Consider the following 20,145-nt stretch of genomic DNA (forward strand, 5'->3'; position numbering starts at 1 on the left):
TCCCTATGTCTCATTTATTCACAAAGATGCTTTTTAAAGTAAGGAGCAAACTTTTCACAACACCTTCTATAAAATGTGTAAACAGGTCCGTGGGTTGCTCCTAAATCTAATTCTTGAACAATTTCCTTCCAAGATTTATCTTCTTCACCTCTTTTCAGTAAAATGGTTTGAAAACTTGCTTTCGGATTATTTTTGAACAACGTATTTGCTAATAATCCTTCTGGATCTTCTTTAATAAAAGCTATCAATTTTTCAGATGGTAGAGGATTGTTTAGATTTGGAGGACAATAACCATCGAGAATGTTCTTATCAGATTCAGTACTCTCTTTATACTCTCTGTCTTTATATATAGACGTCACCTGTCCTTTCCAATTTAACCAGTGAAAGCTATTGATTTTTTTTCTCTTTAAAATAAAGACGACCCAACTCATAACAGAACCTTTTTCTGGATCGTATTTCTCAATATTTTTACATATATATAACAACACATCTTGAAGCGCTTCTTCATAAATATATGATGAATTTATACTACTAGGTTTAGGCAGATATGTTTTTATCCGCTCCATTAACACAGTTATTAGTTCTGTAAGTGCATTTTGTTTTTCTAATAATGCTTGTTGTTTTTGTTCGCTGCTTAGTGAATCATTCTTAGCTTGAAGTGCTGCTGTTTGAACTCTCACAGCTAATTCTTCTAAAGAAGGCTGTGGTAGATTTTGAACCATCGCAAGATCCCCCTTATTTGTGTGTTTGCCATTGATTTTTAGTTTTTCATTTAACATTAATTTACAAAAATTTGCATAGCTATAAGTGTCGTCAAGACAATAGCTGGTAATCAACCGTTCAAAACCATGTAACCAAGCTGATTCCTCCTCTACTTCACTAGCTATGTTTTCCACCCGTCTTTTTTGGGTTCCTATATCACCTTCCGAAATCAGGGGGTAGTTTTATGCATCTTGGATAAAAATTTGAATAAATCGTTCTAATCGTCTGTATCCTCCTTAATCCTCGGATAGCTAGAGAATATAGCTTTTTTTAGATGAAGTTGATAATATTTACAATACTTAACCTTATATATCCTTATAATAGCCTCCGAAAGCAGAGTAAGCTGGAGGATGAACAGCCAAATTATTTCTTGATGAATGTTGTCGCGTAATTTTCTTTCTCAAATGGCTCACGAGCATGAACTATCTCCAGAGCAGCAGCAAGTTTTCTTGATGCGGATGGGGGATGGTCTGAGTTACGAGCAGATAGCCGCTCAATTGAGTACGTCTGCAGATGCTTGCTTGAAACGGATGGGTCAGGTATACAGGAAGTTCAACATCAGTGGTGCTAGCCGGGGTAAAGAAAGTAAACTCAGATTTTTCTTGGAGAACAAGTTGGAACAATTACAACGGTTAGAGGAAAATGTAGAGGAGTCTTCAGCACGTAAAGCATCAGCTAATCTACCTCACCAAGAAGCCGAACCTAATTTGGTAACTATCAGCCAAAAACATCTCGTTTATCAAAACTTACCAGCAAGAGAATATACAGCCTTTGTCGGTCGCATTCAAGAAATCACGCGGCTGTTGGAACTTCTAGATTTTCAGCATCCCGCTCATTTAATTAGTGTGGACGGTATTGGTGGTGTAGGTAAAACAACTCTAGTCGTGGAAGTGGCTTATCGTTGCTTGGAAGCCAGCAATAATGAATATCTCGTTAAGAGCCTTCCAACTTTTGAAGCCATTGTCTTCACCTCAGCTAAACAGAATTATCTCACCTCTATTGGTATCCTGCCTCGATTAACCAGAGAGCGCACTCTGCGGGATATTTGTCGGGAAATCGCTCGTGTCCTAGACCTGAGTGAAATTACTTCTTTACCTCTAGAGGAACAATTCAACCCACTTCGAGAGAAATTATCTCAAACAAGAACCCTATTGATTGTTGATAATTTGGAGACCATTGAAGATCAGCAGGAAGTTCTTTCCTTCCTCTACGATTTACCACCAACGGTAAAAGTTATTATTACTACCCGCGAACAAGCTTTGTTTGTACCCATTCGTCTCGGTTGTTTGCCTCAAGAACATGGTTTGCACCTCATTCAACATCAAGCCAAAGAAAAAGGTATAAATCTTAGCGCTAAAGAACAAGAGCAACTTTTTTCTGGAGTGAGCGGAATACCTGCGGCAATTATTTATGCCGTTGGTCAAATAGCGACGGGTTATTTACTAGAAGATGTGTTGGCACAAATTAAGGAACCATTAGGTGATGTTGCCCGTTTTTGTTTTGCAGGCTCGGTAATTCCGTTAAGAGGTACACCCCCTCACTGTCTGTTAATGGCGCTTTCGCTCGGCGTGCAACCTGTTACCCGAGAAACTGCTGCTAGTGTCGCTTTTGAGCAAGCCGATCCAATTGTTACAGCCCAAGGATTGGCTAAATTACAGCAACTTTCCTTGGTTTCCCAATACCAAGGACGCTACAGTATGCTGGAATTAACCCGCGAATATGCCGCTTCTGAGTTAGCCTTCCATAGCGAATTGGCTCAAAAGTTGCAACAGCGATGGGTAGATTGGTATATTCGGTTTTCGGAGGCTTACGGAGGCACCAATTGGAAGGAATGGCATCTTGGCTACAGTTATTTAGAAGCTGAATGGGAAAATCTGAGAGCCGTACTTGAATGGTGTATTAGTCAAGCACGGTATTCTGATGTGCGAACAATTTGGCAACATATTAAGGGTTATATTCATGTCCGTGGATATTGGGACGAGCGTTTAGACTGGACAGCTTGGTTAATTGAAGCTGCCAAACAAGCGGGTGATTGGGTTTTTGCAGTTGAAGTCATGAGCGATCGCGCTGGAACATTAATTAGGATGCGACAAAACAGCCAACTGAAAGAAGCAGAAGCTCTATTGCAAGAGGCTTGGAATTTACGCCACCACCAAACGATCGCGTTCCAGTTAGAGCTAGCGACAAACATTGTTATTTTGTATATTAATCAGCAACAGTTCGAGCTAGCTCAGGAGTGGCTTCAAGAAGAGCAAAAACTTTTAGAACAGGCTGACTTGCCAGAGTTGAAAAAAAAGGAACAACTTGTTCATATTATTTATTATCAGGGACAAATACATTTTAAAGGTGGAGATTACCAGCAGGCGCAGAACTTTTTCCAACGAGCATTAGTGACTGCTCAACAAGCAGGATGGCAAAGAGCCGCCGTAGCTATCCAGAATTGGTTAGCAGATGTTGCTCTTCAACTAGGAAATTTAGAAGAAGCAAGGCGATTGTTAGAGTTAAGCTTCCCAGTAGCAGAGAGACATAAAGATAAACGTTCTATTGCTTATCATAAAGCATCATTTGCCAAGCTTGAAAAACTATCGGGGAGTTTAGCTCAAGCTAAACGCTTTGCAAAAGAAGCAATAGAGGGTTTTGAAAGTTTGAAAATGACGGTAGAAGCTCAAGAAATGCGTACTTTATTCTCGGACTGACAGAAAGTTGCATCTCCCAAATTAAATTTTAGGGATAGTTAGACAGGCGCTCTCCTGTAATGATGACAAAGATAATATCAAGCAGGATGGCGACTGAGGTTCTTGATTTTCTAAAACGCTAACTCCAAACAATTTTTCAAACAGGGTTTTAGTAACTGCTCTAGCCGTTGCATAATGTTGGTGTTGAACTTCCAAATTCTCATTAACAGGAGAATAATGATGCAAAATATAGCCATATAGCTCTTGACAATCTTGAATGTATCTATCAGTATTTAATAGAATATGGGTGTGCCACACTTCGTCAATTTCTTTAGTGGGAATCAGTTCTGTATCTGGAAACAGGAAGTGAAGACACAGAAACATCTTGTAAAGACTAATAGCTAATTCTGTTTGTTGTGCTGTCCACCCATGTCCGCGATCGCAACACATCAGTTTTTTAGCGACGGGCTGCAAGTCCAATTTATACAATTTTTCGGAAAAAGTAGAAATCTTTTCGTACAAAAGGTTAACGACTTGCAGGCGATCGAGCGAATTTATATTTAATCTCTGTTCCTCCAACTCGATGAAAACAAGGTTTTTTGCCATTTTTCTGTTCCTCTAAAAGAAATATCAATTGAATTGTTTGGTTTTATTGTAAAAATTGGCGATGGTCTGGCGATCCAATACTACTCGGTTAAGGGAAATAGTAGGTTGGGTTGAGCGACAGCGAAACCCAACAAATGCTGATAAATGTTGGGTTTTGTTCCTCACCCCAACCTACGTAATTTCGTATTTTTATGCAAAACCTACGCAGTATTGAGACATCATCCATCCTAGGATGCGTCTAGTAGCATTTATGGCACCCCCTATATAAATATCCAAAGCTCGGGAGTTATTTTATGCATCTTCAGAAAAAATCTGAATACTAGTCAAGTCAAGCTTGCTTATTGCTGAGTTATCTAATGTTGCGTTAATTGTCAGTTTCAGTTTTCAATTTAAAAAAAGAAAAATATGACGCCAACAAAGTCAGAATATTCGCGAACCACTCTTTCTTTTCCAAATTCCATGAAAGTCAGTTATTTATAAAGTTTTCAAAAATGCATAAAAATATAGTTGTTATCAGGATAATTAATCAAAGGCGTTCAAATGAAGCAAATTGATGTTTACGATTATGGCATCCTCATACCTTCGCAAAATCATTTTCACCACATTAGGTTTTAGCAGCAGCGTTTTACTAAACTTCAACACATCAAGTTTCGTGCAAGCTATTACATTACCATCGCTTTCAACCACTACAAATTCATCAACTTATACCCCACCAGTTCAACAGAAAAAAAGTAACTCGCAATGGGTTTATAGGGTAGCGGAAAGAGTGATTCGAGCCAATGGACTTGATGACTATCCCTGGCGCTTTCAAATCACTAATGAATATAATTTCAATGCCTATGCTGGGGAATTAAACAAAATTATAATTTACCAAGGCTTACTAGACCAAATACATGGCGATGATGCAGCTTTAGCATTTATTATCAGTCATGAATTAGCCCACCATACACACCGCCACTCCGCACAGCAAGAAGAAGCAGAAACTAGTTTAAAAGAAAAATTACTCAAAGAAGCAGAAGCAGAGTATAACAATTGGATTGTACAAGAACGGAGAAAATCTCAAAAACCCATATCAACCGCTACAAAAGATGTCATCAAACAACGAATTATTCTCCAGAAAAAACAAGAGTTTGATAGAACAATGCTTGCATTAAATCGCCAGCATGAATTTCAAGCAGACGAAATCGGTTACATCTATATGATAAAAGCAGGTTATGATATAAATGGAGGTTTGCGAGTCTTTAACCTGTTTTCGCGTTTCCCTTCAGACTACACAGAAAATAGCAGCCATCCTCCGACACAACAAAGAATTAATACTTTAAAGCAAGTCATGAATAAATATTTGTGGTTTCCTTTATGGACAGATGGTAATGAGCGGTTAAAAAATAATCCTCAACCACTAAAATTAGATTTGTCAGAGGATGGAGTTTCTTTGCGAATCAACTCCAGATTTATCTCTCGATAATTCCTCTATAGCAATCCTATTTGAGATCCAAACAAGGGAGACAAGGAGGACAAGGAGGACAAGGAGGACAAGGAAGACAAGGAGGACAAGGAGGACAAGGAGGACAAGGAGGACAAGGAGGACAAGGGAGACAAGGGAGACAAGGAAGACAAGGAAGAGGTGTTTGTAAATCATTTAGGACTGCTATATCAGCGTTGCCCATAAAGGAAGCAGACTCAGTACGGGATTGCGACCAGTGCAAGGCTTTCTTAAATTCCCCTGTCACCAGTGCTTGTACGGCGCTTTGTAAAATAGCGGTTTCTTCCCACTGGAAAGTTTCAAATTGTCCCAAGTCTTCGGGGCTAATTTGATTGAGTTCTTGTTCTAGATGGGATTCTACAATTGCTGCTTTGGCTGCATAAATATCTGGATGGCGTTTTCGCAAATATTCCACAAGTTGCTTACAAGTCTTTCGCAAAGGGAGAGAAAGTTGGGTCAGGGGTTGAAGTGCATCAAGATGAGGTGGACGACTGAGGTCATGGACATACTCAACGCACATCAGCCAAGCAGCGAATATTTCCCCCAGGTCGAGGAAAGATAGGGGTGTATCACCGTGAAAAAACCGTACAAAAGCTGCGTTCATCCCCGTGTGACGGTAGAGATGTTCTGTTAAAGTGTTGAGAGCAGTTTGGTCGCTGATTCTCGATAGCAGTACTTTTTCCTCACCCAGGATACCATCCACAATCCACTCCAAACTGAGATTTGTTAAATAAGCTGCCAGTCCGTCCTGGGGTTGGGAAAGGTTATTTTGCAGCCACATCTCAGCAGATGGTAAGTCAGTAATGCCATTGTTAAGGTAATTTTCGATACCCTCATGGTTAATGTGCCCCGTGACTGCTTCCCGAATCAAGGTGTCAAAAGCTTTGCGGAAACGGTAGCCAGCGCGGTAAAGTTCCAGAATAGGAGTTTTGCGGATAGTTTCTTCCGTATGACCGGGCATGTGAATTAACAACGGTTCGGGGTCAAGCCCATTGCCATAGGGTTCGAGAGCAAGTACCATCTCTAAGTAACTGCCGCGAAAAGCAACAACTGGGGCAAAAAAGTCACCACGGTGATAGCGGGCGATTAACTCATCAACATAACTGTTATAGTACCCGTCTTTATCTAGCCAAATAACAATACCGCGTTGGCGCAGTTCCCGCTTCAGTTCTGCTTCTAAAACTGCGGTGATTGGACTTAATTGATTCATGCAGCCTCCTTGCCTCCTCTAACTTGAGGTCAGCAAAGACGTTACCACTGCTTTCCTCAAGAACAATCTCTTATATGGTTGTACCTCAAGCCGTCGTTACCTTGCCAAGAACTCCATGTTTTGCTACTTTAATGCTCTGACGAAGCATGAATTGGTTGCACACTCAGGCGATAGCCGAGATGGTGCAGGATAAGGCTGATGGTTCGCAGTTCCGGATTACCTTCAGAGGACAACACCCGGTAAAGATTCTGACGGTTCAACCCCGTTTTTTCCGCAAGGCTAGTCATTCCCTCCCGTGCTTCTACCACGTTCCGCAGTGCTTCCAGAAAAAATGCCAAATCGCCATCCTGTTCGTACTCTTCAAGAGCAACGTCCAGATAAGACTTTGCCATTTCCGGGTTCTGTAGCTGCTCGAGCACAACTTCCTCATGGCTTCTCAGTTTCTTGCTCATCCTGTTCCTCCTGATAGGTCTGCCAATATCCTTTAGCCTTTTCTATATCTTTATCCTGGCTGTCCTTGTCGCCGCCGCACAGAAGAATTACCAAATCGTTTGCAGATTCTCCAAAGTAAACACGGTAACCACTGCCAAAGAAAAACCTCAGTTCTTGAACGCCTTCACCAACTGACTTGCAATCCCCGTAATTGCCTTGCTTGAGCCGCTCTATGCGCCGGATTATTCTTGAACGGATTGTATAATCTTTCAAGCTTTCCAGCCATTCGGTATACGGCTCTTTCCCGTCTTCGGTTGCATAGACTTTTAGGGTTTTCTTACGGACGATATCAGTCATATTTTAATTATAAACTGTAGCTTAAAAGCGACAACATATCAAGAGTGTACTCCGATGTTTTGATTGTGGAAGAAAAAAAACACCTCATGCAGTTTTGAGGAACTGCGTTTGTCGGAGTGCGATCGCCCTTGGCGCAAGCCGTACCCGGCTTATCGCGAAGCGCAAGCTGTACCCAGCTTATCGCGATCGGCACAGCCGCATATTCCGCAAATAAAGATTATTATGTATTAAATATATCGCGCTAGACTGTATATCGCGCTAGGCGGTAAGAATTGCGAATGCGGAATCTAGTTCATAATCTTCCTCTTGAGTTTCTTCTTTTTTGCGTTTGCGTTCCCGTCGCTTCTCTTCTTTTTCGATAATTTCCCGCACGAGATGGAGATTTTCTCTAGCAAAAGCTAGGCGCAGACTATCAGAATTTGTTTCCTCAAGAGTAAAATCTTCAGAAATTTCATCTTGTAACCGCAGTTCCCACTCATAAGCTTTAGCCGGATGATATTTCCAAAAGCAGCCGTGAGCAACAGCGGCTCCTCTTGCGTACTTAGCGTGCTAAACTTGTCTAAAAATAAGCTTAAAACTATTGCTGGACTTACCCTACAGCCATTATTAGTTTCAAAACGGTATTCCTTGCTCAAATTGAATCCGTGAGTGCCTGTAAGCCTTGTAAATAAAGCATAATTATAGATTTTAATGAAAATTTAGCACGCTATGTACGAAAGAACCGCAATTTCATGAGATTCAACTTTCCCACCCCCATTGAGTTTTGCATCTAGAGCGCCGGTCGAGTAGAAGGTATTGACAAATGAAGCATAGTATGAAGCAAGGGTAATGTAGATGACTCAAAGCTTTATACAACCCTGTCGGTTTGATAGCTTAAAAAAAGCAAGCATTTAAGAAAAGCGCCTGAAGAGTTTTTAGGAAAGCGCTTTGAGGAAACCAACACGGACAACTCCCAACACGGCCATCAAAATCAATACAAGTATGTATTGATTATTTACCTAAATTGCGCGATTGTCATAAATTTTCAACTCAATACTCGCTCTAAAAGTTCCCAAAAATCACACATAAACACTATCAAAAATCTACTATGAAAGCGCCGGAAGCGTTATGAAATTGGCAGCGATAAAGAAAGACACCTGTGGTTGATTAGGTTTTTTTAATCAGCGCTTTACAGTCTTAACGAATATTTTTCATATATGTATTTTTCATAGTATTTATGTCGGGAATTTTTGAACTTTTAGAGCGAGTATTGAGTTGAAAATTTATGACAATCGTGCAATTTAGGTAAATAATCAATACATACTTGTATTGATTTTGATGGCCGTGTTGGGAGTTGCCCTTGTTGGTTTCCTCAAAGCGCTTTCCTAAAAACTCTTCAGTAGCCTTTCTTAAGTGCTTGCTTTTTTTAAGCTATCAAACCGACCAGGGTTGTATAAAGCTTTGAGTCATCTACACTCCCCTTGCTTCATACTATGCTTCATTTGTCAATACCTTCTACTCGACCGGCGCTCTAGCTTTTATCGCAAAAACAAGGGTTTTTATTTAGTACTGTGTGATAAATTTCCATCAAATTTTCTTGGTGCAAGATGTGAGCAAAGCAACTTCATCATCATTACGCGAAGAAGCAATTTTTAGCCGATGCCAATAAAACTCCTCAAGTTCAAGTAAATCAACAAACGGACGCGGTACACCGAAGATCTGCCACCAGTAGAGATAGCGAAAGCCATCTTGACCTTGGCGATCGCCAAATTCGCGTTTCATATGATAAAATTCAATTTCTTTGCTGCTACCATCAGGGTCAGACAAATGCATCCTTAAATAGCGTATATATATCTGTCTAAACATCTCAAGCAATTCACTCCTGAATTCATTAGTTCCCTGTGTGGATGGACTTTCATTTTAGAGGCTTTATCTGTAGCGAACATTTAGGTAATCAATATTACTATATGAGTGACAACACAACCGTAAAAAAAATCCTGATTCTGGTAGCAAATCCAAAAGAAACATCACCCCTGCGCTTAGATGAAGAGGTGCGTAACATTCAAGAGGCAATACGTTTAGCCAAAAAACGCGATCGCTTTATCGTAGAACAGCGTTGGGCAGTACGTCCCAAAGATGTTCAGCAAGCCATGTTAGATGTAGAACCGCAGATTGTTCACTTTTCTGGACATGGTGTTGCGGATAAGGAACTTGTGCTGGAAGATTTAACCGGGAACCCAAAGCTAGTGGATGCACAAGCACTGGCGGAATTATTTCGTTTGTTTAAAGAGAAACTTGAATGTGTAATTCTCAATGCTTGTTATTCAGAGGTTCAGGCTGAGGCTATCGTTCAACACGTTAGCTGTGTGATTGGCACGAACCAAGCAATTGGAGATAAAGCAGCAATTACATTTGCCGAGGGTTTTTATCGTGCGATAGGTGCTGGTAGCTCTGTTGAACGTGCCTACGAATTTGGTCGCAATGCTATTCAATTGGAGGGGTTTTCAGAAGAAACAACCTTAGTAATTAAGAAAAATCCTAATTTATCCTCTTCCTCCAAGCCTTCACTTAATAAAGTCGGGTTAACAGACGGACAACGTCGTCGAGCAGAGGAGAAATTGAAGACACTTGAAAAAGATTGGAATTTACGGAACAACAAAATAAGGCGATTGCGTACTGCTTTGGCAATTGAAGTGAGTGAAGCAATTAAGTTTCAGTTAGAGGAACAAATTGAAAATGAAAAAAGTCATTTGGGACATCTTGAAGAGGACATATTCAAGATTGAGCATGAGCTGCAATAGATTTAGGACGAGGAACTGAATGATGACTTTTAATCAGGAACCGCCTAATAGCACTAAGAGGGTAAGAAAAGAAAACGAAGAGCTTCAAAAACTATGGGATCTGTACCATGAAAAATTCTCTAAGTTGCGTCACGCTTTAGCAACTGAGACTGATGCAGCTAAGAAGTTTCAATTGGAGCAGCAAATTAAAGAGGTGCAAACTCAATTGCAGGATATTGAAAAGCAATTAGACGAGAGGGAGGCGACGCCCCAGCAACCTGGGTTAAGGCACAGCCAGAATAACGAAACTCAACAGGAGTTGCCCAACAGGGAAATACCTGAAATTGATCGGGAGATTAAGCAGGTTGAAGCAAAATTACGCAGGTTTAAGAAACCCGCAATAATAAGTTCCTTTTTCTCGTTTCTGAGAGCTTTAAGAATCAAACTTTATACTTGCAAAAAGAGGCTAGTTATTTTTACTGTATTTATTTTATGTGGTGTAAGTGTAGTATTTATGTTTTACATCTTGAGACTCTCTAATTCAGATGTCTGTAAATCGCCCGCTGCTGATGTGAGCAGCATAGACTTTAGTCCTAATGGGGAGTATCTCGCAACAGCAAGTTTGGACAAAACAGTACGAATATTAAAAGTAACAGAAACCACCGACCAGAAGAATGGCAGCGATATCCCTTGTCAGCTAGAGACAGAGGGTGTAGTGGCTGTTAAATTCAGTCCTGACGGAAAATATTTAGCCACAGCTACTTTGAATTCAGCAAACTTATGGAATGTGAATCATAGTATCATTAGCTCGAAGCACCAAGATTTAAGCCACAATCTTACAAAGCCTAATAATGAACCGCCGTACAAGAACTCTGTAGTTACAATTGACTTTAGTCAGGATGGAAACTACGTGGCTACGGCTAGTGCTGACGGCGAGATAAAAGTGTGGAACATGAAGAATTTGAAAGAAGTAAAGGTTTTAACACCACCTCAAACACAACGAAAAGCTTATATAGTGTCTGTTAGCTTTAGTCATGATGGAAATTACATAGCTACAACCGATGTCAACGATACAGCAAATGTATGGGAGTTGAAAGCAAATGATAGCACCTTTACCCCTCAACTGCTGAAAAGTATCAGTAACGTTACAGCCATTGCATTTTTGAAAGATGGAAATAAGATAAATCTCGTTACAGGTAGTGCTGATGGAACTATACAGGTAAGGGATATCTCTGACCTTGAAAATCCTGCTTCTTTGCCTAAGGATAATAGTCTTACTTATGTTATGGATGTTAGTGTCAGTCCGGGTGGGAAATTTATAACCGCGCTCAGCTTAGATCAAAAAGTATACATCTGGGATTGGAAGAATAAGAAGAAGTTTACTCTGGTCGAAGATCAGAATAAAAATACTCATGTAACAGCCATTGCCTTTAGTTCAGATGACAAGTATTTGGCTATAGCTAACATAGATGATACTAGAACAGATGTAACAGTATTGAACACAGAGAAAGGAAGCACAACAGTTAGCCCGTTTACACCGGAAGGGAATGGCTTAGTGATGGCCGTCGCCTTTAGCCCAACACACAAAGATGAAGTGTACCTTGCTACGGCTAGAGCCGATGGCAGTATAAATATGAGAAAGTTACCTGAATAGGCAAGACTTTGACCTTCTTTGGTCTGAGCAAATTGTTTCAGTTTCAAATAAGCTGCATCCACAGGTCTAATTTTTGCTTGCTGTTTCGCACTTGAGTGTTTCTGTATCTAGTGATTCCTGCGTTTTTTTACTAAGTAATTCCCGTGTTTCCTGAGCTGCTGTACCCATCATCTTTTTAATTACCTCTTCATCATCAGAGCGTAATGCCTCTTTGAGATACTTCTGTAAAATACAGCTTGCTTGTGTGTATTGCGGAATACGTGGACGTGGAATCCATTCTGTTGTTGCACCTTTTTTTATATCACTATCCATCCAATTTAGCAACTGTGGATAGTGTCTATATCTAGTAATAATTTTAGGATCAAAAAATAGTCTTCGACGACTTGGTACAGAGCCATAATTCAAGGTGAATTGGCGTTGAATTGGGGCACTAGTAAAGAATTTGATAGCTTTTATAGCTTCATTTCGATGTTTTGTATGTTTGGCAACTCCAAAGCCCCAGCCCCCTTTGCATAAACCACTAGTAATCTGATTTACATGAACCATAGGAATAATACCAATCTTGCCACTCACTTTAGATCCAGTTTCATGACCCTTAGCCCAGACGAATGGCCAATTACGCATAAAAACAGCTTTACCAGCTATGAATTTCTCAAGGAGATCTTCTTCGAGGAAATTGGCATAATTAGGGGGAGAGATGTTATTATCAATCGTGTTTCTTAAGAATTTGACCGCATCTAATGCTTGTTGTTGATCGAGTCCTACTAATGTTTGTTGTTGATCGAGTTCTACTTTTTGGTTTTTGATCCAGTAGCCACCATGACCATGTAGTACTTCAGTAAACATAGCTACAAGTGATTCATCCTTCCCAGGCCAGAGATATCCCCAAAAATCAGAATCTTTTTGGGTTTTCCGCAACTTATCCTGCAATTCTTTGGAGATAGTTTTCAACTCGTCAAACGTTTTCGGTATTTTATTAGCCTGTACCAAGTCTTTTCGGTAGTAGAGCAAGCCTATATCAGTGCGGAAGGGAACGCGATATAGTTTGCCTTCCTCGCAATTTTTACCTCCATAGCAGCCATTTTCGACCTCATTAACTAGAAAATCCTTCTTTAATTCTTGGGGTGGAAACTCTCGAGTGAGATCCATGAGCCAATCTCGTGCGGCAAATTCAGGAACCCAGATGATGTCTAAATAAAGCAGCAGATCGGTAGGCTTTCTTTTTGTGAAAGCATCAACCAAGAATTTTTTTAATTTATCGCTACCATCTAGTCGATCTCCTTCAATATTTTCGAGTTTTATCTCAATATTATTTTGATACTTATCATTAAACTGTTTAATCAGTGGTGTCCAATGTTGTACTTCGTCTTGAGTCACTGCAAGAGAAAGAATGACTGCTTGCTGAGCAGAACAAGCTGAAATTAACTGAAAGCCTATAAATAAGGCAATCAGAAACCACACAACTTGTAAGACCCCAAGTTTCTGCAACAACTTTCGGAGTGTGCAAAATTGATACTTTTTCTCCATAGTAAAGATACTGAGGTTTTATATTACTAAAGTGTTCTACCGCCACTGGAGATATCTTTTCATTGTATTGCAATAAAAATTCAAATGAATTAGGACTTATACCAATTCGATATGAAGCTGTATAAAACTGTACGTTCGCTTATTTTATGAGGGAGAGAGGAATTAATGCCTGATTGGGTAAGGAAAAAACTGGCGCTCTTGGATCTGATTGTACTCATACCATGTAATACGAAGGCTGAAGGAGAGTAACGGTGTAATATATGGAAAGAGAAATCGGGGTTTTCGAACCTGACACGAGTGTATAAAAACAATAAAGTTCTACACTGGAACCATTTATAGTTTGCTATGCTTGCGACTGGATTTTGTATGATGGGCTTTTATTCTCAAGCATTTTCACAAACTTAGTGTCAAACTTTATTCGTATTGAAACCTTACCCACGTCCGGTATTAATTCCTCTCTCTCTTCAATCAAGAGCGAACGTACTGTCTTCAAGTTTATTTGTGCGATCGCTGGGGTGAAGTCGAAATGTGCCCAATGAGCTTGCATTGGATGAAAATGACCCATTTGACTGTTCATACTAAGAAAGATTGGGCGAATCTAAATAAGATACGGATAGTGATGCCCGATTTGCGAAACGACTGCCATTTATAAGCACATTCGCCTATTGTATACTTTGGTGATAGCTGGCTCCAGGAGTCCCATGCTTTAAGTAAGATTGGGCTAACACTTTTAAGAACTCTAATTTTTGAGCAAAGACTATTCACCAAATAATTCTTTTACTTTTTTCTTTGCTTTCTCCTTTGTTAGTATCATCTCTCTAGAACCGTCTGGGTTCTCTTCAAATCCAATGCTTAAAGCAGATGATGCAAATAATTCTCAAGAAACCGAGCGGATAAATGTACGGGCTATTGTTGCTGAGAATTTGCAAATTAGTACTGGAAGCTATTCTAAGGGCAAAAAAGTATTTGAGTTTATCTCTCAATTAAGAGAAGAAGGCAAATTACGTTCAGCTTCAGCATTACAAAAAGAATTCAACCGTAGCAATGATGCAGCGTATAAGTTTATTTGCGACGAGCATCGGGGGGAAGTGTTGAAGGTCAAGGATTTCGCAATCCTTTTAGGGGGTTTGAAGTTGGGCAAGTATACCAATTTCAGAAGGAACAACCAAGGAAATAACGAAGTGTTCAAATTTGAATACTTCGTTATTTGAAAGTTCTTCTCAAATTTTCTAAAGATTACCACGAGTGCCTAGAGGTTTTGATGTTGGACAGGTAGCGTTGCTCGCCGCGCCACAAGTCTCGCTGAAGGTAAGCGTTTTTTTGCTAACTTGAAGCTGCTATTTCTTTTTGGTACTGTTCCAGCAAGCGCCCTATGCTTCTAGGCGATATATCTGAAACGATTCCTCTACGTACTGCTTCAGATGCAATAAGCTCGTTCTTGGCGTGTTGCGATCGATAGCTTCTCTCGTTCCATTTACTAATTTCAATAATTTTTGCAACTTCGACTTGTTTGCACTTTCTGGGTCTTCCGTCCTTTGATTCAAGAAACTGTTTGATTAATTCCCTTAGCTCTTCTTCCGTTTGAGCTATAAATGTTGCATTCAGCCACTTTTTACGCCAAGTCGATACGTGATGGAAACTAGTTCCTGTCTTTTTGCATATGTTTGTATTACTCTCCCCCTTAGCAGCTTCCAGTATGACAAGCGCCCGCTTGCTGATATACTCTTCTTCTGTCTCAGCAATTGATTCCAGTAGTTTTTTTTCTACCTCGTCTAGTTCTACAGGAGGCGCTTTTGGAACTGGCATTCCTTGTTTACTCCTTTTTTCACTAAATTAGTTTTGCCAAAATGCATATTAGCTGATATACTCTTCAAGTATAAGTATTATTCCAAATAAATCAAGACTTTGAACTACCAAAGTCTTGAGGGAAAAGCAATCCAACCTGTTGTAACAGGCTGGACAAATGCTCTTTATCTATCATTGAGTCCATAATACCATGAATCTACTGCTCTGTGTACGCCTTCCCTTTGACAGGTGTTTCCTTTCTCCGTATTGGCCTTCGGTAAACTGCTTAAGTATACCTTACATTTTTGCAAAAATTCGCTTGTTTTTAGAGCGAAGGTATGACCATTTTCTTATTTCAGAAAACTTAATACTGTCTAGATATTTTATGCCTTTGGGTTGATTCAGTTCCCCAAATACTTTCCTAGTAAAAGTTTGAGCATTTGGAGAACAACAAGAGCGCTTATATCGCAAGTTTAGTTTTGTTCCACCTATGCCTTTGAATATTTTAGGGTATAAATATGTACAATTTAGACCATCAGCAGGTTATTCATCTTCCTCCAGATGAACTAGTTGTTCACCCAAGATTAATAGAAATTTACGGTGAAGATGAAGATCGCCCCTTGTTGTCAGCAAGTATTCAGCGAGAGATGAGGATTCTTGTTCCGATAGAAGTTTCAGCACGCACAGGTGTAAATGTCGTAATTGCGGGTAAGTGTCGGTTACAAATAGCTAAAAAACTCGGTTTTGCAACTGTTCCAGTCTTTTTTGGTGAATACTCTGGCGAGGAAGAAGAGTTGAAAGCTCTATACGACTTCAATATTCACCGAGAAGAAAAAACCCATTTCCAAAGGTTTATTGAGGGTGCTTACTGGGAACCTCAGCTAAAAGAACAAGCCAAAGAGCGACAGAGGGAGAATGCCCGACGGCTAAACGATCGCAAACAATTAACGAAGTGTTCAAATTTGAATACTTCGTCAGATGACATTAGTTCTCAAGAATCTAGAGAATTGCCAGTCCTTAAAGAGGTTGCCAAAAAAGTAAAGCTTAGTGTTGGTAGCTACCACAAAGGAAAAAAAGTTTATGAGTTCATTTCTCAATTAAAAGATGAGGGCAAATTACGCTCGGTGGCGGCGTTACAACAAGAACTCAATCGCAGTATTGATACAGCTTACAAGTTTGTGCGTGATGAGCGTCGAGAAAAAGTATTAGATGCGATCGAGAGAGGCGAGGTAAATACCATCCGTGAGGGTAACACTCTTGTACGTACAGGTTCTCGCAATCCATGGCGGAAGATTGAAGTTGGGCAGGTTTATCTGTTTAAAAAGGAGCCGCGACCAGATTTTTTTCAGCAAGCTCGTGTCATTAAAATTACAAATGAATTTGTGATATTTGCTTTTCGGAATTCTAAAACTAACGATTTAGAGACCATAAGTTTGAGACCATCAAGTATTGATGCCACGTTACAGGAGGAACCATCAGTGAAGGAAAGAGCGCGAATATTGCGGTTGTTAGAGAAATTTGGTTCCATTTATCCCTTAAGGGTAGCACTGACTGAAATGCTAAAAATTACGAATTTAACGATGGAGGAGGAACGATTCTTGGCGTATCTTGAGACTGGCAAGTACGAGGAGATGATTAGGGAGCGTGAGATTGAATTTGAAATAGCTAGAAATGAAAATACTAAAGATTGTTGTGCTGCATGAAATTTTGACCTACGGGGCTTCTGACTGGCTCTCTAAAGACACATACAAATACAACTGGTGGCGTGGGGGTGCGCGGTGAGCAAGTTTATCCGCACCAACCTTGTTAATCCCTGCCCTGTATGTGGAGATACTCGCGGGCGCTGCCGTCATCTGCCGAATAGCCCCGATACTGTGTTGTGCATGACGGCGACAGATGCATATTCAGCACCCATGGGCTGGAAATTTGTCAAACTCACCCGTGATGGGTTGTGGGGAATAGTACGGCGCGATACTAGTGATACTAATGAAGATTCGAGACGCGAGTGGGCTCTACGTTGGCGTTTGTTACGAAGCGAGCGCTTGCGACAAGAAAAAGCTCATCGTGCTGCCAGTCTTACCGAAGAAGAGCGCGATCGCCACATTCGAGATGTTCTCGGACAACTGCAGTTATGTCAAAAGCATGAATTCGATTTAAAACGCCGGGGACTCAGTGAAGAGTTAATCGTTGCAGGACAATTTAAATCGGTAAAGCAATGGCAAAAACTTGACAGGGAAGTTTCTCACCGTTTGGCAGGTGTTTCCCTTGGGGGACGTTCTTTGATAACCCCTCAATCTGGCTATCTTTGTCCTATATGGAACCCTATGGGACAAATTATTAGCTGGCAGTTGCGGGTTGGCAATATTGAAGTTGATGTCCCTAAATATTTTTGGGCATCCTCTCGGACAAAAAAACGCCCCACCGGACCAACGGCTCACTTGCCTAATGGCGAGTTACCTCTGACTTTTTGTACTCCTGTGATTCAGAATGAGTACACTCTCAACGAAAACGCTCCTATATCCTTTGCTTACATTGGATTGGCTGAAGGTATCCTCAAACCTTGGATTATTGCCCAAAAAAGAAATCAAATTACCATTGGTGCTGCCGGTGGTCACTTTGCCTCAAGCCCTGAAACTTTCAAGCGGTATCTAACTGCTGCAACCGAAAAGTTGGGCGGTACAAAAGATTTGCTCTTGTGGGCTGATGCAGGTGCCGTTCTCAATAAAAATGTGATGCGCCAATACCGAAGGACTCACGAGTTAATCAGGAGTTGGGGGTACACTCTGCTCGTGGCTTGGTGGGGTCAAGTTGATAAATATTGCGCTGATGGGGATGAGTACACAGGTGAATTTGAAATTTTGAGTTGGATGGAGTTTGAAAGTTTATCGCGCCATCCCCAACGCGTTTGGGATGATGTGAAAATTCAGTTAGCCCAAATCGAAAAGCTTTTACGCCCAAAGAGAGGTTTTCAGCGACGGGTCAAGAAATCGATTAGCAAGAAAGCTCCACAAGAAATATTAGTATACACGCACTCGGATTTACCAACTCCCGAAGAATACAAAAGATTGTTTTGCCCCAAGATTGTATATCTGGGAGATGAACGGGTCAGCCTTTGGCTGGAAGCTGTTGCAAAAGGTTGGCAACACATCTTAGATAAATCAACTCCAGGGTTGGGGAAATCTCATACAGCCGGAAGCATGACGCCACAGGAGTTTGGCAGCCGTCAACTTTGGTATCTTGCCATCGATCATCGCAATCCAACGACCATCGCGGTTGAAGCTAATTTTGTCGATTTACCCCCTCGCCATAGTGGTTTGAAGAGCGATCCGACTCGACTAACTCCCCTTGGACAGCCCTTTTTAGTCCACCCAAATGGAACTGAAAATGTGACTGCCCCTGGTAATTGTCATCGAGCAGGTACCTTCCGCGCATTGGCTGCAAAAAATCTTAACCATATTGAAGAATCTAACAACCCAATTTGTCTCTCGTGTCACCTGCTGAATGCCTGTCGTCACAGTACCGGTGAGGGGTTTGGCTATCGCTTTCGACGGCATTCTGTTCTTCAACAGAGCCAAGTTAGAGCGCATCCAGATAGTCTCCCGAACCCAGATGATTACCAATTTTCTGATTGTGGCATGATTTGGGATGAGGCTTCTGTTATAATGCGATCGCGTAAAAAAATTGAAGTTCGTCTGGGCGATTTCAATCGAACAGTGGGTGAGTTAGCTCTGAAAGCACCGGAGTTGTTTGCCAAACTCCACCCTCTTTTTGAGCGATTGAAGTTTCTTTTTTGTGGAGGGAAGTCTAAGTCAGAGACTAATTGGGAAACGTCAGGTATTCAACTACCAAAAAATGGTCGTTATGGCTATGATGATACTGCTATTCGTCAACTCCTCGGTCAACCGTTTGATGATATTGCCCTACTTATTGATGAACTGACTCGTCAGCTTGCTCCCGATCTGAAGTTTTTAGCTCAAAGTGCAGACAGTATAGATATGAGTACTGGAACTAAGAGCGAGCGTTCAACTTTTAGGCGAATCAATAAACTCTTGCGATCGACTGCTTACCAAGAGTCTCAGCAAGCTCTCGAAGCGGTAGCTCTGAATTGGTTGATTCCACTTTTGTCAGTTTGGGGGGGATATATCCGTGGCGCATTAAATTTTCATAAAGGCACACTGACGGTACATTTAGAAGAGACTCGTCATCAGGATGTAGCGAACGCGGCTCAGTTTAATATCTACTTGGACGGTACGTTAGATGTCAGGTATCTTGCTCTGAAGTTAGGAGCATCCGTTGAGGATATACTCGTTGTCGAGCAAGTCACCCCAAGCCATGACAACTTGAAGGTGGTGCAAATCACAAATATGGGTGTTTTGGGACGCGATCGCCGCTCTTCGATGCACCAACGCCTGGAGTTTTTGCGTCTTGAGATTGAAAAATTATCACCGGGAGTCGCGTTTATTGAGCGCAAGAGCTATGCCCAGTCTGGTGATGGTTATCATTTTAGAGATAGTAGGGGAGTCAACCGTTTTGCTCAAGCTACTGCTGTTGCAAGTGTAGGGATACCGTACCCGAACATTGGTGAGTTAGCTGCTGAATATCAAATTTTGACGGGTAAGCCAGTTGTTTCTGATTTATCTCTGGTGTTAGACAGCAGTCGTGTCAATGCTTCATGTGACGCGATCGCAATGGACGTTTTTGGAGAGCCTACTTTCATATCCTCTGGTTCCTTGGACATAGCTTTTGAAGAGTTTGTTGATATTTGCGTCTCTGCAGAAATTATTCAGGAGTGTGGACGTTTGCGATCGCATTTACGTCCACTTGAACTGTACGTTCGCTCATTTTGTGAGGGGGGGACGAATTAAAACCTTAGTGTGTAAGGTTTTAACGTGATT

General features: G+C 40.9%; 17 protein-coding genes and 1 pseudogene. 8 read left to right on the top strand and 10 right to left on the bottom strand.

What is annotated here, in order from left to right; genetic code table 11:
* Positions 1-14: 14 nt before the first annotated feature.
* Positions 15-896 carry a sigma factor gene (locus F7734_RS17580; RefSeq protein WP_347566223.1) on the bottom strand — a complete coding sequence of 294 codons (882 nt, stop codon included), beginning with the start codon at positions 894-896 and terminating at the stop codon, positions 15-17.
* A gap of 270 nt (positions 897-1,166) precedes the next feature.
* On the opposite strand from F7734_RS17580, the gene F7734_RS17585 reads away from it, so the two are divergent.
* Positions 1,167-3,458, top strand: coding sequence for an NB-ARC domain-containing protein (locus F7734_RS17585; protein WP_243146937.1), 2,292 nt, complete (start codon positions 1,167-1,169; stop codon positions 3,456-3,458).
* Positions 3,459-3,479: 21 nt separating this feature from the next.
* Here F7734_RS17585 and F7734_RS17590 read toward each other — a convergent pair whose 3' ends face one another.
* Positions 3,480-4,043 carry a hypothetical protein gene (locus tag F7734_RS17590; protein ID WP_155745903.1) on the bottom strand — a complete coding sequence of 188 codons (564 nt, stop codon included), beginning with the start codon at positions 4,041-4,043 and terminating at the stop codon, positions 3,480-3,482.
* A 565-nt stretch (positions 4,044-4,608) separates the two neighbouring features.
* Between F7734_RS17590 and F7734_RS17595 the strand changes: the two genes are divergently transcribed.
* On the top strand, positions 4,609-5,508 hold the full coding sequence (locus F7734_RS17595) for a M48 family metallopeptidase (RefSeq protein WP_155745904.1): 900 nt from the start codon (positions 4,609-4,611) through the stop codon (positions 5,506-5,508).
* A 16-nt stretch (positions 5,509-5,524) separates the two neighbouring features.
* Here the strand turns inward: F7734_RS17595 and F7734_RS17600 are convergent, their stop codons facing one another.
* The 3 genes from F7734_RS17600 to F7734_RS17610 all read right to left on the bottom strand — a co-directional run bounded on the left by F7734_RS17600 (position 5,525) and on the right by F7734_RS17610 (position 7,525).
* Complete coding sequence (locus F7734_RS17600; protein ID WP_207714130.1) at positions 5,525-6,736, bottom strand: hypothetical protein; 1,212 nt, start codon at positions 6,734-6,736, stop codon at positions 5,525-5,527.
* 128 nt (positions 6,737-6,864) lie between these two features.
* Positions 6,865-7,188, bottom strand: coding sequence for an addiction module antidote protein (locus F7734_RS17605; RefSeq protein WP_155745905.1), 324 nt, complete (start codon positions 7,186-7,188; stop codon positions 6,865-6,867).
* Complete coding sequence (locus F7734_RS17610; RefSeq protein ID WP_155745906.1) at positions 7,163-7,525, bottom strand: type II toxin-antitoxin system RelE/ParE family toxin; 363 nt, start codon at positions 7,523-7,525, stop codon at positions 7,163-7,165. Before F7734_RS17610 ends, F7734_RS17605 begins: the two co-directional genes overlap by 26 nt.
* A 63-nt stretch (positions 7,526-7,588) precedes the next feature.
* Between F7734_RS17610 and F7734_RS17615 the strand changes: the two genes are divergently transcribed.
* Entirely contained in the window at positions 7,589-7,756 is a 168-nt protein-coding gene (locus F7734_RS17615) for a hypothetical protein (RefSeq protein WP_155745907.1), read from the top strand.
* A 1,335-nt stretch (positions 7,757-9,091) separates the two neighbouring features.
* Here the strand turns inward: F7734_RS17615 and F7734_RS17625 are convergent.
* Entirely contained in the window at positions 9,092-9,337 is a 246-nt protein-coding gene (locus tag F7734_RS17625; protein WP_155745908.1) for a hypothetical protein, read from the bottom strand.
* 134 nt (positions 9,338-9,471) lie between these two features.
* Here F7734_RS17625 and F7734_RS17630 point away from each other — a divergent pair, with 134 nt between their 5' ends.
* The gene (locus F7734_RS17630; protein WP_155745909.1) at positions 9,472-10,305 is read left to right on the top strand and encodes a CHAT domain-containing protein; all 834 of its coding nucleotides are present in this window, start codon (positions 9,472-9,474) and stop codon (positions 10,303-10,305) included.
* 19 nt (positions 10,306-10,324) lie between these two features.
* On the top strand, positions 10,325-11,938 hold the full coding sequence (locus F7734_RS17635; protein WP_155745910.1) for a hypothetical protein: 1,614 nt from the start codon (positions 10,325-10,327) through the stop codon (positions 11,936-11,938).
* 66 nt (positions 11,939-12,004) lie between these two features.
* Here F7734_RS17635 and F7734_RS17640 read toward each other — a convergent pair whose 3' ends face one another.
* From F7734_RS17640 to F7734_RS17650, 3 genes and pseudogenes are all read right to left on the bottom strand, one after another.
* Complete coding sequence (locus F7734_RS17640; protein WP_155745911.1) at positions 12,005-13,465, bottom strand: extracellular solute-binding protein; 1,461 nt, start codon at positions 13,463-13,465, stop codon at positions 12,005-12,007.
* Positions 13,466-13,808: 343 nt separating this feature from the next.
* Positions 13,809-14,042, bottom strand: coding sequence for a hypothetical protein (locus F7734_RS17645; protein WP_155745912.1), 234 nt, complete (start codon positions 14,040-14,042; stop codon positions 13,809-13,811).
* Positions 14,039-14,215 (bottom strand): annotated as a pseudogene (locus tag F7734_RS17650) (PriCT-2 domain-containing protein); the annotation flags it as partial. The pseudogene F7734_RS17650 and the gene F7734_RS17645, both read right to left, overlap by 4 nt.
* Here F7734_RS17650 and F7734_RS17655 point away from each other — a divergent pair.
* Positions 14,212-14,676 (top strand): hypothetical protein, encoded by a 465-nt coding sequence (locus F7734_RS17655; RefSeq protein ID WP_166481967.1) that lies wholly within the window; start codon positions 14,212-14,214, stop codon positions 14,674-14,676. The pseudogene F7734_RS17650 and the gene F7734_RS17655 sit on opposite strands and share 4 nt — an antisense overlap.
* Positions 14,677-14,788: 112 nt before the next feature.
* Here the strand turns inward: F7734_RS17655 and F7734_RS17660 are convergent, their stop codons facing one another.
* On the bottom strand, positions 14,789-15,271 hold the full coding sequence (locus tag F7734_RS17660) for a helix-turn-helix domain-containing protein (protein WP_155745914.1): 483 nt from the start codon (positions 15,269-15,271) through the stop codon (positions 14,789-14,791).
* Between the two features lie 497 nt (positions 15,272-15,768).
* On the opposite strand from F7734_RS17660, the gene F7734_RS17665 reads away from it, so the two are divergent.
* Both F7734_RS17665 and F7734_RS17670 read left to right on the top strand, forming a co-directional pair.
* Positions 15,769-16,953 (top strand): hypothetical protein, encoded by a 1,185-nt coding sequence (locus F7734_RS17665; protein ID WP_155745915.1) that lies wholly within the window; start codon positions 15,769-15,771, stop codon positions 16,951-16,953.
* Between the two features lie 75 nt (positions 16,954-17,028).
* Positions 17,029-20,115 carry a hypothetical protein gene (locus tag F7734_RS17670; RefSeq protein ID WP_207714131.1) on the top strand — a complete coding sequence of 1,029 codons (3,087 nt, stop codon included), beginning with the start codon at positions 17,029-17,031 and terminating at the stop codon, positions 20,113-20,115.
* Positions 20,116-20,145: the final 30 nt, after the last annotated feature.

It is taken from the genome of Scytonema sp. UIC 10036, assembly GCF_009725235.1.

Coding starts and splice junctions, on each gene's coding strand:
- F7734_RS17585 (WP_243146937.1), top strand. CDS start 1,167: ATGGCTCACGAGCATGAACTATCTCCAGAGCAGCAGCAAGTTTTCTTG.
- F7734_RS17590 (WP_155745903.1), bottom strand. CDS start 4,043: ATGGCAAAAAACCTTGTTTTCATCGAGTTGGAGGAACAGAGATTAAAT.
- F7734_RS17595 (WP_155745904.1), top strand. CDS start 4,609: ATGGCATCCTCATACCTTCGCAAAATCATTTTCACCACATTAGGTTTT.
- F7734_RS17600 (WP_207714130.1), bottom strand. CDS start 6,736: ATGAATCAATTAAGTCCAATCACCGCAGTTTTAGAAGCAGAACTGAAG.
- F7734_RS17605 (WP_155745905.1), bottom strand. CDS start 7,188: ATGAGCAAGAAACTGAGAAGCCATGAGGAAGTTGTGCTCGAGCAGCTA.
- F7734_RS17610 (WP_155745906.1), bottom strand. CDS start 7,525: ATGACTGATATCGTCCGTAAGAAAACCCTAAAAGTCTATGCAACCGAA.
- F7734_RS17625 (WP_155745908.1), bottom strand. CDS start 9,337: ATGCATTTGTCTGACCCTGATGGTAGCAGCAAAGAAATTGAATTTTAT.
- F7734_RS17630 (WP_155745909.1), top strand. CDS start 9,472: ATGAGTGACAACACAACCGTAAAAAAAATCCTGATTCTGGTAGCAAAT.
- F7734_RS17635 (WP_155745910.1), top strand. CDS start 10,325: ATGATGACTTTTAATCAGGAACCGCCTAATAGCACTAAGAGGGTAAGA.
- F7734_RS17640 (WP_155745911.1), bottom strand. CDS start 13,465: ATGGAGAAAAAGTATCAATTTTGCACACTCCGAAAGTTGTTGCAGAAA.
- F7734_RS17645 (WP_155745912.1), bottom strand. CDS start 14,042: ATGAACAGTCAAATGGGTCATTTTCATCCAATGCAAGCTCATTGGGCA.
- F7734_RS17660 (WP_155745914.1), bottom strand. CDS start 15,271: ATGCCAGTTCCAAAAGCGCCTCCTGTAGAACTAGACGAGGTAGAAAAA.
- F7734_RS17665 (WP_155745915.1), top strand. CDS start 15,769: ATGTACAATTTAGACCATCAGCAGGTTATTCATCTTCCTCCAGATGAA.